20 protein-coding genes, 1 tRNA gene and 1 pseudogene are annotated in these 14,977 nt (G+C 38.6%); 5 read left to right on the forward strand and 17 right to left on the reverse strand.

Annotated elements, in window-relative coordinates:
- Positions 1 to 98, forward strand: a pseudogene (locus ASE55_RS20620) (DDE transposase); the annotation flags it as partial.
- A gap of 115 nt (positions 99 to 213) precedes the next feature.
- On the opposite strand, the gene ASE55_RS04940 reads toward ASE55_RS20620, so the two are convergent.
- From ASE55_RS04940 to greA, 7 genes are all read right to left on the reverse strand, one after another.
- Positions 214 to 287, reverse strand: a tRNA-Met gene (locus ASE55_RS04940).
- A gap of 44 nt (positions 288 to 331) precedes the next feature.
- The gene (locus ASE55_RS04945; protein ID WP_056216228.1) at positions 332 to 1,618 is read right to left on the reverse strand and encodes a peroxiredoxin family protein; all 1,287 of its coding nucleotides are present in this window, start codon (positions 1,616 to 1,618) and stop codon (positions 332 to 334) included.
- Between the two features lie 61 nt (positions 1,619 to 1,679).
- The gene (locus ASE55_RS04950) at positions 1,680 to 1,904 is read right to left on the reverse strand and encodes a hypothetical protein (protein WP_056216340.1); all 225 of its coding nucleotides are present in this window, start codon (positions 1,902 to 1,904) and stop codon (positions 1,680 to 1,682) included.
- A 5-nt stretch (positions 1,905 to 1,909) separates the two neighbouring features.
- A complete protein-coding gene (locus ASE55_RS04955; protein ID WP_056216230.1) occupies positions 1,910 to 3,877 on the reverse strand; it encodes a T9SS type A sorting domain-containing protein in 1,968 nt (655 codons plus the stop codon).
- Positions 3,878 to 3,954: 77 nt separating this feature from the next.
- Positions 3,955 to 5,142: an ATP-dependent Clp protease ATP-binding subunit ClpX gene (gene clpX / locus ASE55_RS04960; protein WP_056216232.1), complete on the reverse strand. Its 1,188-nt coding sequence runs from the start codon at positions 5,140 to 5,142 to the stop codon at positions 3,955 to 3,957.
- Between the two features lie 71 nt (positions 5,143 to 5,213).
- Positions 5,214 to 5,603 (reverse strand): HIT family protein, encoded by a 390-nt coding sequence (locus ASE55_RS04965; RefSeq protein WP_056216234.1) that lies wholly within the window; start codon positions 5,601 to 5,603, stop codon positions 5,214 to 5,216.
- Positions 5,604 to 5,667: 64 nt separating this feature from the next.
- Positions 5,668 to 6,138 (reverse strand): transcription elongation factor GreA, encoded by a 471-nt coding sequence (gene greA, locus ASE55_RS04970; protein ID WP_056216236.1) that lies wholly within the window; start codon positions 6,136 to 6,138, stop codon positions 5,668 to 5,670.
- A gap of 110 nt (positions 6,139 to 6,248) precedes the next feature.
- Here greA and ASE55_RS04975 point away from each other — a divergent pair, with 110 nt between their 5' ends.
- From ASE55_RS04975 to ASE55_RS04985, 3 genes are read left to right on the forward strand one after another with little or no spacing between them, the layout of a single operon-like run.
- Positions 6,249 to 6,701, forward strand: coding sequence for a hypothetical protein (locus ASE55_RS04975; protein WP_056216238.1), 453 nt, complete (start codon positions 6,249 to 6,251; stop codon positions 6,699 to 6,701).
- A 2-nt stretch (positions 6,702 to 6,703) separates the two neighbouring features.
- A complete protein-coding gene (gene dtd / locus ASE55_RS04980) occupies positions 6,704 to 7,153 on the forward strand; it encodes a D-aminoacyl-tRNA deacylase (RefSeq protein ID WP_056216241.1) in 450 nt (149 codons plus the stop codon).
- 30 nt (positions 7,154 to 7,183) lie between these two features.
- Positions 7,184 to 7,867, forward strand: coding sequence for an FKBP-type peptidyl-prolyl cis-trans isomerase (locus ASE55_RS04985; protein ID WP_056216242.1), 684 nt, complete (start codon positions 7,184 to 7,186; stop codon positions 7,865 to 7,867).
- 79 nt (positions 7,868 to 7,946) lie between these two features.
- Here the strand turns inward: ASE55_RS04985 and ASE55_RS04990 are convergent, their stop codons facing one another.
- The 10 genes from ASE55_RS04990 to ASE55_RS05035 form a co-directional block, all read right to left on the reverse strand.
- Positions 7,947 to 8,459 carry a hypothetical protein gene (locus ASE55_RS04990; protein WP_056216244.1) on the reverse strand — a complete coding sequence of 171 codons (513 nt, stop codon included), beginning with the start codon at positions 8,457 to 8,459 and terminating at the stop codon, positions 7,947 to 7,949.
- 50 nt (positions 8,460 to 8,509) lie between these two features.
- On the reverse strand, positions 8,510 to 9,049 hold the full coding sequence (locus ASE55_RS04995; RefSeq protein WP_056216246.1) for a hypothetical protein: 540 nt from the start codon (positions 9,047 to 9,049) through the stop codon (positions 8,510 to 8,512).
- Positions 9,050 to 9,325: 276 nt separating this feature from the next.
- Positions 9,326 to 10,696, reverse strand: coding sequence for a DUF4173 domain-containing protein (locus ASE55_RS05000; RefSeq protein ID WP_056216248.1), 1,371 nt, complete (start codon positions 10,694 to 10,696; stop codon positions 9,326 to 9,328).
- 12 nt (positions 10,697 to 10,708) lie between these two features.
- Positions 10,709 to 10,999, reverse strand: coding sequence for a hypothetical protein (locus ASE55_RS05005; RefSeq protein WP_056216250.1), 291 nt, complete (start codon positions 10,997 to 10,999; stop codon positions 10,709 to 10,711).
- Positions 11,000 to 11,002: 3 nt separating this feature from the next.
- A complete protein-coding gene (locus ASE55_RS05010) occupies positions 11,003 to 11,488 on the reverse strand; it encodes a Coq4 family protein (protein ID WP_056216252.1) in 486 nt (161 codons plus the stop codon).
- A 307-nt stretch (positions 11,489 to 11,795) separates the two neighbouring features.
- Entirely contained in the window at positions 11,796 to 12,470 is a 675-nt protein-coding gene (locus tag ASE55_RS05020) for a metallophosphoesterase (protein ID WP_317041549.1), read from the reverse strand.
- Positions 12,471 to 12,635, reverse strand: a complete 165-nt coding sequence (locus ASE55_RS20845; RefSeq protein WP_317041548.1) for a hypothetical protein — start codon at positions 12,633 to 12,635, stop codon at positions 12,471 to 12,473.
- Between the two features lie 53 nt (positions 12,636 to 12,688).
- Entirely contained in the window at positions 12,689 to 12,979 is a 291-nt protein-coding gene (locus ASE55_RS05025) for a hypothetical protein (protein WP_056216257.1), read from the reverse strand.
- Positions 12,980 to 13,046: 67 nt separating this feature from the next.
- On the reverse strand, positions 13,047 to 13,337 hold the full coding sequence (locus ASE55_RS05030; protein WP_056216258.1) for a winged helix-turn-helix domain-containing protein: 291 nt from the start codon (positions 13,335 to 13,337) through the stop codon (positions 13,047 to 13,049).
- A gap of 62 nt (positions 13,338 to 13,399) precedes the next feature.
- Positions 13,400 to 14,017, reverse strand: a complete 618-nt coding sequence (locus ASE55_RS05035; protein ID WP_056216260.1) for a hypothetical protein — start codon at positions 14,015 to 14,017, stop codon at positions 13,400 to 13,402.
- A 130-nt stretch (positions 14,018 to 14,147) separates the two neighbouring features.
- Between ASE55_RS05035 and ASE55_RS05040 the strand changes: the two genes are divergently transcribed.
- Entirely contained in the window at positions 14,148 to 14,951 is an 804-nt protein-coding gene (locus ASE55_RS05040) for a hypothetical protein (protein WP_056216262.1), read from the forward strand.
- The last annotated feature ends 26 nt before the right edge of the window (positions 14,952 to 14,977 follow it).

Consider the following 14,977-nt stretch of genomic DNA (forward strand, 5'->3'; position numbering starts at 1 on the left):
AGTCATTCAATGCTAAAATAAAAAACTTCAGATTACAATTAAGAGGCGTGCGGGATAAAGCATTTTTCCTGTTCAGGTTGTCTAAACTTTTTGCCTAGTCCCCAAGTTTTGAGATTGATCCCTTTTTGCCTAGTCCCCAAGTTTTGAGATTGATCCAAAAAAGGTTGTACCTAAATAAAAAAGGCTGTAAGAAAATCTTACAGCCTTTACTTGTAGCGAAGACGGGAATTGAACCCGTGACCTCAGGGTTATGAATCCTGCGCTCTAACCAACTGAGCTACCTCGCCGTTTTGGTGGTGCAAATATAGAAAATATTTACAAATCACCAAAATTATTTTAACTTAAAATATTCCAAAACATCACCAACATGTTCTGGTTTGCTGATTATCTTATTGTTAGCATCTAAAATAAAATAGGTCGGAGTTGCATGCACATTATAGGTATCTGCATATGTACTGTTCCATCCTCTCAGTTCGGAATCATTAACCCATGGAAAAGCACTGATTTTTTTAGAGTATGAATCTTTATCCGAATCAAGGGATAAACCTACTACCTGAATATTCTTAGCCTTTAAATCATTGTATTTTGCCAGTAACTGGGGAAGCTCAGTTTCACAGTGTGAACATGTAGAAGACCAGAATACGATAACTTTCTTATCGGCTTTAATATCGTGCAATGTCTTCGCTGTAGTATTTACCGCTGACTGGAATTTATAGTTAGGGAAAACAGCTCCCATTTCAACATTGGCATTTGATTTCAAAGTGGTGGCAAGCCTGTCGGTAATCGTACATTTTAGATTCTTAGCCAGACCCAGGTATTTATTTTTGAAATCCTGCATGTCATACACATCAAAAATATCAATCAGTTCAGAAAGAACCGTCTGTCCGCGTGGAGTTTCAACTTTCAATCTTTCCAAGAGCTTATCCACAGATGCTGTAACATTGGTATTTCCGCCGCTGTTAAGATAGGATACGAGGACCGGTCTTAACAGAGAAGATGTCTCCAGCATGTCATTGGACTTATCAATAAAATTGACGATCTCCTCCTGATTCACTTTTTTAGAAGCATCATTAGAAAGGAATTTACTGTAATTGGTATTGTAATAATAGACAAATGGATGCTGGGCCTGGTCAATGCCCTGAGAACTGCCGGAAAGCCTTTCTATTTCAGTTTTCAAAGCTCTTCCGAACTCTGTGTTGTCTTTATAATATTCTTTGATCTGGGATAGTGCCGGAAGAATCAGTTCTTTTTTCTGTGAGCCTTCCTGAAGTCCGTTCATCAGATTATTGGCTTCATCCAGATAGACAATATTCTTAATTTTATTGGCCTGTGTTTCAAGTTTTACATTGACGTTTTTATTTTCGGAAATAAAATTGAATGTATTATTGGACCCCGGGAAATAGACCTTCATCATTCCCATATAATTTTTCGGATACTTAAAAGTCCAGGTATTGCCTTTGCTTTGCTCTTTAGAGAAAATAATATCCTTGGAACCGTTTAAAGTATATAAAATTGCATCCTGATCTTTGAAATCGACAGGTGCCTGAATCGTTACTGTAAACTGAGCCTGCAATGAAAATACAGCTAAGACAGCTGATAATGTAAAAATCTTTTTCATATCGTAAAAATAAAAAAACTCCCCGACTAATCAGGGAGTTTGGTATTATTTTAATAAAATTTTATGCTTTTGCTGCGGTATACTTTTTAGTAAAGAATGCAATCATGATGATAGCAGCAATTCCTAAAACGTACACATACATATCAACAGGCGTTGCAAGAGCTCCTGTACCTGAACCTCCGGTTCCATCATCTCCAGGTTGATTTGGAGTACCACCACCCTGCGCATTTACACACAGAACAACAAAAAGAAAAAAGACAGTGGCTAGTTTATTAATAGTTTTCATATTCATTATTTTAAAATTTTAGTGTTGACGACATCTCCGGTGCTAGAAACAACTTTAACAACATAAGAGTTTTTGATGTTTTTGTCTAATTCAATTACGAAATCTTTAGACGTTTCTGCATCTTTTTTAGAGATCACTAATTTACCGCTCATATCATATACTTCAATATCAGCTTTCTTCCAGCTAGGATCAAATCTAACAATATAATTATCAATAGCTGGATTATACACTACCAAAGTTCTGATTGGCGCTTTAGTGTCATTGGTTGCTAAAACAATATTGCTTGGCTCGCCGTAGTATAAATCATACTCTGTACCGGCTACCGGGATTACTGCTCCCTGTACAGCCTGCTGCAACGTTCCGCTTGATGTTTTATAGTAGAAACCAATTCCTGCAGACAAAGCATGTGCGCCGTCAGCAATCGGTTCTGCATTTTCTTTGATTTCGAATTTATAAGATTTTACAACCGTAGGACTGTAAGTTACCAATTTAACATTCTTACCTTTAAAGTTAACTTCATTAGCTTCATTGATGTATAACCAGTAGTTGGTATTGTTATAATCATATCCTCCGTTCAGAGATTCCTCAAAAGTTCCGATTACATCTCCTCCTGTAGCAGAAGCCTGAATGGTTGTAGATGCTGAAGTCTGATGTCCGGTAGTTGCGTTAGGGGTTACTACATAATAAGTTCTTCCGATTTCTTTTCCTGCAGCATCCAATGCAATAACACCAAGCTGTTTTACTGTTCCAACGTTAGTATTTTTAGCAGCAGTAACTGAATAATTGATTCCTGCATCTCTTACTGAACTGGAAAATCTTCTAAGTGTACTGAAATTTAAAGTCTGTGGCGTATTGTCTCTTAGTTTAAGGACAAATGTCTGCATCGGCTGGATGACAAGACCTGTATCACCTACAGGAACTCCTGTTAGATCATAAGTTTGTATCTGCGCACCTGTTGTAAATGTAGATCCGTTAGCTTGTGTCGCTACAGTACCTGCAGTGTATTTAACACCCCAAAGGTTTGAAATTGCATTGCCGTCTGTAACAGCTGCTGCTTCAGCATAAGCAATTCTTGATAAATCTAAATTGGTAAAGTAAGGGTTACCGAACTGGTAGATATTCTTACCGTAAGTTAAGGAGAAATAACCGTTGGTTCTGTCAAACTGGTCCTGAAGATAAGAACTGTACAATTCACCGTATTGGTTGGTACCGCTACCGTTAACCCCGAAAGTTGCACTTGCTCCTCCTCCCTGTAAAGTTACCGTAGCAAGATCTTCTGCACGTACGGGAGTACCGCTAAGTGTAAATACAGATCCTGTGGCAGTAGGGGCAATCGTAGGTAAATTTGCAGGCGGAGCGCTTAAATCAAGATTGTTATTTTTAGATCCCAACATATAATACGTAGGAGCTGCTGCCGTTGTGTTCGCCAGGTTGGTCACATGGTTTGAAACTGCGGCTGCATTATTCCAGGTCAGGATTTCATTCTGGGTAAATCTTGTTGTACCGAAGGCTTTGGCCAATTCTGTTGATAAAGTACTGTAAGCCTTACCTGCGAACGGAATGGCAATCTGCTGGAAATAATTTCCGTTACCATGCCTTGCTGTGCGGTATTCTTTGCTTACAATACCTGTAAGGTTAGCTGCCGAAATACCATTTACATAAAGCTGCCCATAAGTAGACGTTGCAAAACTTGCCGGAGTGTTAAGCCTTAACACGATGTTTCCACCGTCTGTTTTGGCACCACCTGCTGTAGTGATTGTTCTGAAAGCAGCAGTAGAAGTTCCTTCTACCATCACATTACCATGAACATCCATAATACCGGTACCTCTTGTCTGAAGACCACCTCCTGCATAAAGCAGCGTGCCTTCGCTTACATACGTAGTAGCAGCGTCATCTATGTGTAATAAAACATCCTGCGCCTGAACAGAATTAATGGCTGCTAATAAACCAATAGCAAATAAACTTTTTCTCATTGTATATAATTATTTGTGTGTTAATACAATATCTCACCGGCAAAGGTATGCCTTTTTTATGAAAAAACAAAAATTTTTCATTTATTAACAAAAATATTATCTTCCGTTAATATGATCTCTTTCTCTTCTCCAATCGAAAACATATAGTCTTCAAGAACCTTTTCTGTAGTACCCCTCAACCCTCTCGCGCCGAGGCCTTTTTCAAGGGTTTCCTCCACTATTTTTTCAATGGATCCGTCTGTAAAAACCAGATTTGTACCGTCCATTTTGAAAAGTTCGATGAACTGATTTACAATTGAGTTTTTAGGCTCCGTCATGATTCTCACCATTGTCTCTTTGGTCAGTTTATCAAGATAGGTAATGATCGGAAATCTTCCTAAAAGTTCGGGAATTAAACCGAAAGACCGAAGATCTACTGCATTAAGATTGGTTAATATGTATTCGTCTTCACCGGTCTTATTGATTTTTTCTGAACTGAAGCCGATAGCCTGCTTGTTCATCCTTCTTTCGATAATCTCCTTGATCCCGTCAAAAGCCCCCCCTGCAATAAACAGGATATTCTGCGTATTTACCTGGATGTATTTCTGGTCCGGATGTTTTCTTCCTCCCTGAGGCGGAACATTAACAATGCTTCCCTCAAGCAGTTTCAACAGTCCCTGCTGAACACCTTCCCCGGAAACGTCTCTGGTGATGCTCGGGTTATCTGATTTTCTTGCAATTTTATCGATCTCATCAATAAAAACAATCCCTTTTTCAGCTTTTTCAACATCATAATCCGCTACCATCAGCAGTCTGGACAGGATACTTTCCACATCCTCTCCCACATATCCTGCTTCTGTTAAAATAGTGGCATCAACAATACAGAACGGAACATTCAGCTCCCGAGCGATGGTTTTAGCCAGTAAGGTTTTTCCCGTACCGGTTTCCCCGATCATGATGATGTTGGATTTTTCCAGCTCCACTTCCCGGTTTTCTTCCTTGGCGTGAAGCAGCCTTTTGTAATGATTGTATACTGCTATTGATAATTGTTTCTTCGCCTGGTCCTGCCCGATCACGTACTGATCCAGGAATTTCTTGATCTCTTTAGGCTTCTTAAGTTCATCCATATTTTCTGCCGGCGCATATCCGGATTCCGGGCTGCTGTCTTTTACAATAGCATGAGCCTGCTCAATACAGTTTTCACAAATGAAACCGTTTTGGCCGGAAATCAGCATCTGAACTTCATTTCTTTTTCTTCCGCAGAAAGAACACTGGTTTGAATTCATTTTTTATATATGATATATAAGATATAGATTAAAGAAACCCGTAAATGTCAGTTTACGAGTTTTTGTATAGTTTAGGAATTTATAATTGAGTCCTGAATTTCTTTATATTCTTCATCTGTCAGTTTTAGTCTCTCATTTCTGAAATTCAGCTCTTCAACTTTATTGAGCGGAATTAAATGGATGTGCGCATGGGGAACTTCCAGCCCTACCACTGCCACTCCTACCCTGACACAGGGAATCGCATTTTTGATTTTTTTGGCCACTTCCTGAGCAAAGCCCCAGAGATTTTTGTATTCTTCAGTTTCAAGATCAAAAATTAAATCGGTTTCTTTTTTGGGAACCACCAATGTATGCCCTTTTACCAGAGGCATCGCATCTAAAAATGCAATAAAATTTTCATCTTCGGCAATTTTGTAAGAAGGGATGTCACCGTTAATGATCTTAGTGAATATTGTGCTCATTTTTCAGAAATTAGTTGAGAGAGATAGAATCAGAATTAAATATCAGGCCTGAAATCAATAATGATTAAAGGGTTATTTCAAGTACTTCGAAAGACAGTTTATTTCCGTTCGGCAGTGTAATATCAGCCGTTTCACCGATTACTTTCCCTAAAAGCCCTTTGGCAATGGGTGTATTCACAGAAATTTTCCCTGCTTTAAGATCACTTTCATTATCCGGCACCAATGTAAATACCTGCTCCTGGTTAGTGGCATTATTTTTAAGCCTTACCGTGGTAAGAATGGAAACTTTTGAAGTATCTAACTGACTTTCGTCTATAATTTTAGAAGTGGAAATAGCATCTTTCAGCTTGGAAATTCTCATTTCAAGCATCCCCTGAGCCTCTTTTGCCGCATCGTATTCTGCGTTTTCAGACAGATCCCCTTTGTCTCTGGCTTCTGCAATCTGCATGGTAATTTTCGGTCTTTCTACAGTCTCCAACTGTTCCAGCTCAGCTTTCATTTTCTCTAACCCCTCCTTTGTAACATAGCTTGCCATAATTTTCAAAATTTAGTTTTAGTATAAAAAAATAATCCGACATTTGCCGGACAATGTTTTCGTTGTTGTAATTGTTTACTTTATACAAATATATAAAAATTTAAATTGAAATGAAAAAAACTTTTTCAATCTTAACGATAATCACATTATTGATTTTCAGTAATTTAACCATACAATCATGCGGGAGCCATGAAGATACCGTAAGTTGTTTCCCAAACAACCCGATCAACGTTACATTGAATCTTAACCTTCCTGCCTATTATGCTTTAAACCAGGTAGGAGGCTGGGTATATATCAACGAACAGCAATCCGGGACCCGAGGACTGATCATTGTAAGATCGTCTGACAGCACCTTTAAAGTATACGACAGAAATGCCCCGCACATATGCCCGGACGGCAATACAACGCTTGAAGTCCAGGACAATATCAGGGTGGTCTGCCCGAAAGATAATGCCCAGTGGATCTTGCTTACCGGACAGCCGACTGCCGTGGCCAACGTTCCCCCGAAAACCTATCTTTACAACTATGATCCTGCAGGTAAGATTTTAAATATTTATTTTTAAAAATGAAAGCCGTTATACAGAGAGTTTCCGAGTCCAGTGTAAAGGTAGACGGAAAATTGGTGGGAGAAATCGGGAAAGGACTGATGCTTCTGGTAGGGATTGATGAAAACGATGAGAAAACGGATGCCGACTGGCTGGTCCAGAAAATCTTAAACTTAAGGATTTTCGGGGATGAAGATGACAAGCTTAACCTCTCCGTTCAGGACATAAAAGGCGAAATATTGTGTATCAGTCAGTTTACCTTGATTGCCGATTACAAAAAAGGAAACCGCCCTTCCTTTATCAAAGCTGCAAGGCCTGAAAAAGCCATTCCCCTCTTTGATTATTTTAAGAAAGAAATCGCAAAATCCGGACTGAAAACGGAGAGCGGAATTTTCGGAGCAGATATGAAGGTATCATTAATTAACGACGGCCCGGTAACGGTTGTGATGGATTCCGTGACAAAAGCTTAAATTTACAAACAGATTATAACTTTATCAAAAATGAAAAAAACATTCATTACTTTAGTCCTGCTGGCAGCATTCAACTTTTCTTTTGCCCAGAAAACCTATACGGATGATCAGAAAGCATCCTATTATATCGGGCTGGATATTGCCCAGAATATGAAGAAACAGGGATTCCCGGTAGATCCGGACCTATTGGCCCAGGCGATGAAAGATGAATTTTCAGACAAGCCGAAATTATTCCCGAAAGAGGAAATGGGACCATTTTTACAGGGTTTTATGCAGAAGCAGAATGAAAAAAGACAGGCTCAGGAAAAAGTAAAGGCTGACGAAAACAAAAAAGCAGGCACCGAATTCCTTGCCAAAAACAAACAGAACAAAAAAATCATTACCACGGCAAGTGGGCTTCAGTATGAAGTATTGAAAGAAGGTGATAAGAAAGCGAGACCTACTGCATCAAGCACTGCTACGGTAAGCTATACCGGAAAACTGATGGACGGAACTGTTTTTGACTCCACAGATAAAAACGGTGGCAAACCGATTGAGCTTAACCTGTCCGGCGTGATCAAAGGATGGACGGAAGGTATACAGCTGATGAGTAAGGGTGCAAAATACAGATTCTATCTTCCTTCTGAACTTGCGTACGGTGATAACGGTGCCGGTAATGTAATCCCTCCGGGAGCAACGCTTATTTTTGATGTTGAACTGGTAGATTTTAAATAATCATTACCCATATCAAACAAAAACGTCTTTCAAAGTTTTGAAAGACGTTTTTTAAATAAATAAACTTTTTATAAAAAAATTAATTTGCAGGAATACTGCTGAAATTAAGGGCAATTCTGATATTCATATCTGAACTGGTCTGATTTTTAAGCTCATAAACCGTTCTTACGGTAACGCCTGTGCTCTTTACCACCGTATCCAGAAAACCTGAGTTTTCAATATCCAGATTCAGCGTTGAGGCATCGGTAGAAATATTTGATCTGGAAGCCACCAGTCTTTCTCCGGTTCCGCTAGATGAAATATATACTTTAATCGATTTGAAAGCGTTCAGGCTTCCGCCTGAAGGTGACACTACCGAAACTTTGGCATCTGAAATCCTTACATCTCTGATCTGTGCATTGTTATTACCGCCAAACCAGGTCTGGACATTGGAGGCCGTAGCAGATGAGGAAACCTCTTTGTTGGCAGGAACCCCTGTGGATACTAAGACATTGGCCGTATAGGGAAATGTATTCTGCACCAGCGACTGCACGGTTCCACAGCTTACCAAAGCTACTGAAGCCACCGCCGCCGACAAAAATATATTTTTCATAATGATAGATTTTAAATTGTGTTTGCAGAAATTATACCAAACAATAAGAGTTATTCGATGCTGACGGTGAAACTTCCTTTTGTATTTCCGGAAGCCATATTGCTTTTACCGATAATCAGCCATACCTCCCCTTTTTCTTTTACGTCGTAGGTGATCTCTCTTCCGAAAGGACCGTCATAATCTCCGTTCGGCAGCCTGATCTGATTGAACCTGATATTAAAATCCTTTTGATTCGTTGATATTTTAGCCTTGATATTCGGCTTGCTGAAACCTGTTATTTTAAGCGTAAATTCCTGTCCGTCTTCAGTAAATTCTTCTCCCAAAGTAACAGGAAGCTGTTCTGCATCTACCGTTCTGGTAATTTTTCCTTCTTTCACGTCCCTCATCACTCCTGTTTTCAGGACTTCTTTGGTTTTCGGGGCATTGTTGATCACAGAATCCTTTATCCTCAATGCAGCAGAATCTGTTTTTTCCGGAACCGCAGGCTGTTCTGAAACCACCGATGAATCCCTGCTTAAAGTTTCGGAAACGGCCGGTTCTTTTTTACATGAAACAATAATCAGCGGGATGAGCAGTAAGGATTTTTTCATAATATTTTTTTTATAAACTGTTTAAATTTCTCTTTTAGTATCACACTATAACTTTTGCAGCAATTGAAATTTAAACATATTGACCATAAAGCCTTTTTGACTTTGAGTATACAGATCAGCTAAAACTGTTCCATCCACAGGATTTTAATATTAAAAAAACGTTAGATTTTACAACCGCACCATTTTGCCACGCTCTGCAGATTAATTAAATGTTCTTATTATTTTCAGCGGATCCTGGAGTGCATTTACAAAATTCACATTCAGTATTGCATCAGGTTAATGTAGGGTCTGATAATAGAGGATTCTGGAAAGGAACTTTTCGTTTTGCTGCGGTTTTACCTTATTCAGAATTTCGGCTCTTAATTTTAAATCTTTCTTCTCTTCTGCATATTTCAGAAGCTGCTTTTCATTAAAGTTGATTTCATTTTGATGATATTCTGAAACAAAGTTTTGACGCTTCATATTTTCAGCAGTGATAATACCGCCCCAGTTGATATAGCTGCAGATGAGAATTGTTGCATAGAAATACCACGCCATGGTATTGAAAAGAAAGGCATTCCTTTTCTGCAGCTGGATTTTGACGAAAGCCGTGATTAAGCCGATCAATGAAAGCACCAGAAATACATAAACCCCCAATCGCTTATAAGTAAATCCGTAGTTGATGATATACTCTGAATTTTTTACCATGGCAGAAATAATGAGTACAGCATTCAGAACAATCCAGACTTTGGCCAGGATTTTCATCAGCCCTGCTTTCGGATCAAAATTAAAACCGGATTTGAAATAAAACATAATCACTAAAATGGCCATTATGATGGACAGGATCACTGCATTTACCCTTTCGTGGGTTTCTTCTGAAAGCTGGCCCGGCGTTTTTGCCGTTTCATAAAACTGTTCATAATTGTAAGTGGCAATAAAAAATATAAGCAGGATATTGAGGGTGAAAAAAGAAATTACACCGCTCATTCTCTCAGCATCCAGATCAAGAAAAGAATACGTTGGTTTCAGGTTTTTATCCCTTGTTTTGAAATCATTATCCAGGATGGAGTTGCTTTTGTAGATTAATTTTTCCACGGCATAATTCCAGTAATTAAATGCAATGAAAAATCCTAACACAATCATGCAGATCAGCTGCCAGAAATTAATATCAATTTCCACATTGGTAAACAGACCGGCAAAATGGTCGCTTCCCGCAGAATAAACCCCAAAGAAAACAGAAACCAGGATAAGGGGAATCAGGAAAAAAGCCAGTGTCTTCTGCCAAAGCCCAGAGACATTCCTTTTGGGCAGCCACTCATCAAAACTGAAGAACCTGCACAATGCCGTAAAACCGTTAACAATAACTACCGGAACCAATAAAAGGATTTTCATCCTTCTGTTTTTAGACCGGTAGCCTAATAATAAAAGGGAACTTACCACCGCCAGCAAGGAAGGGAAATCTCCGTACCACGCAAATGCTGCACTTGACAGAATACTGGTTACGAAAAGTAAAATAAAGGTTTTTAACCTGTTCCTTACCGGGGTTCTGATAAAAGTGAGCAACGCATAGATAATACCGATAATCCCGAGGTTCAGGCCTATATTCTGATCGTAAAATACGATCACGAACAGGGCGGTGGTAAGAAATATATAGTGATGTGTTTTCATGATTTTTAAGATTTATAATTGAATAAAGATGAAGAGATACAGTAATGCGACCGGAATATTAAAGAGAATGAGGAGCGCAGAATTTCCGTGGGACTTTTTATCTGTCACATCGGTGACGAAAATTAACAGTTCAGAAAAAAACACGATTAAATTAAAAATACATGCTGCTATTACATAATAAAAACCCATCCAGGCAAAAAAAACCGATTGCGTCATCAGAAATCCTAACAGAATAACCGTTCCGAATATCCATGAGATCAGAAATGTATTCTTTCCCATCGGGTTAAACTTTATATTTTTCATGATTTAATATAAAACCGGTGTATTTTTCTGCTGGATAAAATCTTTCAGGTTTTCGAAATTCTGCCAGAGAAGTGCTTCAAAATCCCAATGGTAAAACGGACGCATATTTTTACCTTTCTGATACGCTTTGATGTATATTTTGTAATATTCCGGCAAAATCACAGAGCCTAAAACGATGGCTGCCAAAAGATGGGCGTTCAGTTTTCCGTTTCCGAGAAGAAGGAACTGCATGGCGATTTCATCTTCAAAACAGGTTCCGCATCCGGTAATCAGATGGTGAACATCATGATCTTCCATTTTAGGAATCATGGTAAAACCGTGTTTCCTGTAAAATTCTCCAAGTTTTCTGCCCAAAGAATCTTCCTGAAATTCCAGCAGCTGTTTTTCTGTAAACTGCCACTGCCTTTTCTTTTTCTTGAAATATTTCCTGTATAATTTTTGTGTTTTATCATACACAAAAAGAAGAAATTGAACACGTATTTTTTTCATAGTTTAGATATTTAAAAGTGAAATTCCTACATAGAAATATATAATTGCAATAGGAATGTTAATGCAAATGATCATCGAAGCTTTCATGCAGATTTTGAGTTGGGATTTATTGATTAATCCGTAAATCACCAAACATAAGATAACTAACAAATTTATTATCGTACCGAAAATCAACAGGAGATAACCACACATCGCAAATGCATCATTCTTTGTAATAACATATCCGAAAAGGCAGATATTTCCCAATAAAAAAGAAATCCAGAAGAATGATTTTCCGATTAATAAAATATTTTTTTCTTTCATAATATTAAGACTGAGTTAAAGTGAAAACTGTAATTTCCGGGCGCACCATAAAACGGACCTGAAAAGAATGTCCCAGCGCTCGGTTGATGTAGAGCATCCTTCCGTCCTGCAGATTAACTTCGCCGGAGATATAATTCCGGTTTTTCACAGGAACAAGCGGCGTAATTATACCGGGAATCCTGCATTGCCCGCCGTGGGTATGCCCGCTTAAAATCCAGCCCCGGTAACCGTTCCAGATATTCAGATCACACGCATCGGGATTATGGCAAAGAATGATATTCGCTTTTGAAGGATCATAATTTCCCATTACTGTTTCCGGAGCAAAATTGGGCGACCAAAGATCTTCGAAACCGATGAAATGCAATCCGTGACTTTCTTCCTGATCATTTCTCAGCATCTTCATTCCGGAATTTTCTGCTATTCGACAGACATTTTCGGCAACATCTGCTTCACTCCAGTCGGTTCCGTAATCATGGTTGCCAAGAATCCCAAAGGTTCCCAGCTTTCCTAAAACTGCGTGATGCAGTACTTTTTTAAGGTCTTCTCTTTCTTCAGCATTTCCGTGATTTACAAAATCACCTGTGTATACGACGAAATCCGGGCTGTATTTTTTTGCTTTCTGAAAAGAATCGATCAGAAAATTCCAGTCAAAACGGTCTCCCACATGTAAATCTGAAATCTACATTACGACTTTACCTTCCAAATCGTAAGGCAAATTTTTAACAGGGAGTTTTCTTTCCACAAATTCCAGCCAGAACGGTTCGATCTGCCATGAATACAGCATGGGAAAAGCACCGATGAGGGAAAGCTGCGCCAGTCTTTTCAAAAATGTTTTCCTGTTCATTTGTAATTACTGTTTTTTTTGAAATCTACAGTTTAACAATATGCAGTCTAATTTCAGCTTCCCGCAACCGGGCTTCCGAAAATTCCCACTGCAAGTTCAACCCATACCATAGCCAGCACCAGAATTATGGCTGCGGAAACCATTAATTTATACCGAAGGGATTTCTTTGATCTGATGACCAGGTTGATAAAAGAAGCAGTTCCGAAAAGCAATGCTGCCGCAATGATAAAATCGAAGGGCGACCAGTTCCACCCTTCTACAAAAAGGTTTCCGAAAACTGCTGCGACTAATAATACAAACGGCACCGCGAAAATAATGGTTGATTTTTCTTTTTCTGTTGTCATAATTCTAAGTTTTATATTTAAAAGTACTTTGCTTTTCAAAGTTAAATGATAAAAAAATTTAGTTCTTTTATCTTCCTAATAATTTCTCCAGCATATCCAGGTGTTCGGTAAAAGCTTCCCGTCCTTTTTGTGTCACGCGGTAAGAAGTCCGGGGTTTTTTCCCGACAAACTCCTTTTTCACTTCAATATAAGCGGATTTTTCCAATGCAGTGCTGTGGCTGGCGAGGTTTCCGTCGGTAATTTCCAACAGGCTTTTCATTTCAGGGAAATCAACCCAGTCGTTAACCATAAGAACAGACATAATGCCCAGTCTTACACGGCTTTCGAATTCTTTATTGAGTTGATTTATATTGATCATAATCGGATTACAATTTACAGCACATCTGAAAATAATTTTAGGTGCATCTTATTCTTATGTTGTTATTTATATTTCCTGTGCATAATCATGCCATACACAATATGCAGGATGCCGAAACCGATTGTCCAGAACAGCAGTCCCCATCCCAGAATGAATAAGGAGATAAATCCCAATACGATCTGGCAGTAACCCAGGTATTTTATATCGGTCAGCGTATATCTTTCCGCACTTACCAAAGCCAAGCCGTAAAAGATCAGCGTTGCCGGAGCCACAAAAACAAAAAGGTGATGATAAAGAAGAGCCAGACAGAATATACCACCTGAGACCAACGGCACGGCAAAGGTAATCAACAGGCGCCGTGTTGTAGCATCCCAGATTTTCAGTCCTTTCTTTCTGCTTTTATCAGCGGTAAAAATATATCCGCTGAGCAAGGCCACCAACAGAATCAAAGTTCCTACCAGTACAAGTTCCTTTGTCAGAGCGGGCCCGAAAATATTTCTTTCTCCATTAAAATAATCAATTCCCTCTCTTTTAAAAACAAAATATACATAACTGGCACCAATAATAGCTGCCAAACCTGCTACCACTCCGGATAAGCCACTCAGAGAAATAAATCTGGAGGAGCGTTCCATCATAGAACGGATATGTGATAAGTCTTCGTGATAGTTTTTTGAATCCATATAAAGAACTTTGAATTGCAAAGTTATAATTAAATTTTAGATCTCAAAATATTTTTTACAATTTTTATCCGGCTTCTAATTCTGACTGTTTAATTATTTAACTTTAAAAAAAATCTGTTATTCAGAAGATATGAAAAGATTTCTAAAGATTCTACTGATATTATTCGGCTTCATTTTCGGGATTATAGCAGCAGTCATTATTGCATGGAATGTTTCAAGCTCATTGAGAAAAAAGAAAGCGGAAGAAGATTCTATTGCCTATTCGGAAAAATGCGATTCTGTTCCGTTCATTACAGAACAGCCGGAAATCAGATTTGCAGACTTCAGTACAAAAGAAATAAGTACACTTACATTTCAGATTTTACGGAATCAAAAGCTGATCAAAGATTCAACCATCAAAACCGGTCTTAAAGAAAATTCACTGATGTCTGTAAAGATTCCATACAGAAAATTCCTTAAAAGCGATACTCTTGTGGTGACTACGAGAAACCATCTGAAATTTTATATTTCAGGATATCATCACATTGCAGGTCTCCATTATTCGATGATGGGTTATACCGGAGGTTATGAGTGCTTACTGTCCGAAAGCTGTACTATTAATAAAAACGAAAGCAATGGAGTCATTTCAAAAGAGCAGGCATGGCTGGAAACAGAAAAAGAAAACAGGGTAAAAATCATCAACCCTCAAAGTGAAGAATATGAAGCAGTATCCAGGCGCTCGAAAATAAATAAGGACATGGCAAGCTATATATTTCAGAATAACAGGAAAAATAAGCACTGGATGTCTGAAATTCTGTGTGGAATGGAAATCCAGCGAAACGGAAGATTTTATATTTTTATGGAGGAAAGGGAAGATTCCGGAAATAAAGACATCATTAAAATCAATGCTGAAACGGGAAGTTACAGAAGATATACCGATTATCCCTTCCATTAAAAAACCGCCGGATTAATCAGCGGTTT

Origin of the sequence: Chryseobacterium sp. Leaf201 (genome assembly GCF_001421435.1) — a bacterium.
In the GTDB taxonomy this organism is placed as follows: Bacteria; Bacteroidota; Bacteroidia; order Flavobacteriales; family Weeksellaceae; genus Chryseobacterium.

Excerpts from the sequence above, each read along its gene's own strand:
- dtd (WP_056216241.1), top strand. The coding sequence starts at position 6,704 with ATGAAAGCCGTTATACAGAGAGTTTCCGAGTCCAGTGTAAAGGTAGAC.
- clpX (WP_056216232.1), bottom strand. The coding sequence starts at position 5,142 with ATGAATTCAAACCAGTGTTCTTTCTGCGGAAGAAAAAGAAATGAAGTT.
- ASE55_RS04985 (WP_056216242.1), top strand. The coding sequence starts at position 7,184 with ATGAAAAAAACATTCATTACTTTAGTCCTGCTGGCAGCATTCAACTTT.
- ASE55_RS04950 (WP_056216340.1), bottom strand. The coding sequence starts at position 1,904 with ATGAAAACTATTAATAAACTAGCCACTGTCTTTTTTCTTTTTGTTGTT.
- ASE55_RS05030 (WP_056216258.1), bottom strand. The coding sequence starts at position 13,337 with ATGATCAATATAAATCAACTCAATAAAGAATTCGAAAGCCGTGTAAGA.
- ASE55_RS04990 (WP_056216244.1), bottom strand. The coding sequence starts at position 8,459 with ATGAAAAATATATTTTTGTCGGCGGCGGTGGCTTCAGTAGCTTTGGTA.
- ASE55_RS05005 (WP_056216250.1), bottom strand. The coding sequence starts at position 10,999 with ATGAAAAATATAAAGTTTAACCCGATGGGAAAGAATACATTTCTGATC.
- ASE55_RS04995 (WP_056216246.1), bottom strand. The coding sequence starts at position 9,049 with ATGAAAAAATCCTTACTGCTCATCCCGCTGATTATTGTTTCATGTAAA.
- ASE55_RS05010 (WP_056216252.1), bottom strand. The coding sequence starts at position 11,488 with ATGAAAAAAATACGTGTTCAATTTCTTCTTTTTGTGTATGATAAAACA.
- ASE55_RS04975 (WP_056216238.1), top strand. The coding sequence starts at position 6,249 with ATGAAAAAAACTTTTTCAATCTTAACGATAATCACATTATTGATTTTC.
- greA (WP_056216236.1), bottom strand. The coding sequence starts at position 6,138 with ATGGCAAGCTATGTTACAAAGGAGGGGTTAGAGAAAATGAAAGCTGAG.
- ASE55_RS04965 (WP_056216234.1), bottom strand. The coding sequence starts at position 5,603 with ATGAGCACAATATTCACTAAGATCATTAACGGTGACATCCCTTCTTAC.
- ASE55_RS04945 (WP_056216228.1), bottom strand. The coding sequence starts at position 1,618 with ATGAAAAAGATTTTTACATTATCAGCTGTCTTAGCTGTATTTTCATTG.
- ASE55_RS04955 (WP_056216230.1), bottom strand. The coding sequence starts at position 3,877 with ATGAGAAAAAGTTTATTTGCTATTGGTTTATTAGCAGCCATTAATTCT.
- ASE55_RS05000 (WP_056216248.1), bottom strand. The coding sequence starts at position 10,696 with ATGAAAACACATCACTATATATTTCTTACCACCGCCCTGTTCGTGATC.
- ASE55_RS05040 (WP_056216262.1), top strand. The coding sequence starts at position 14,148 with ATGAAAAGATTTCTAAAGATTCTACTGATATTATTCGGCTTCATTTTC.
- ASE55_RS20845 (WP_317041548.1), bottom strand. The coding sequence starts at position 12,635 with ATGAACAGGAAAACATTTTTGAAAAGACTGGCGCAGCTTTCCCTCATC.
- ASE55_RS05025 (WP_056216257.1), bottom strand. The coding sequence starts at position 12,979 with ATGACAACAGAAAAAGAAAAATCAACCATTATTTTCGCGGTGCCGTTT.
- ASE55_RS05035 (WP_056216260.1), bottom strand. The coding sequence starts at position 14,017 with ATGGATTCAAAAAACTATCACGAAGACTTATCACATATCCGTTCTATG.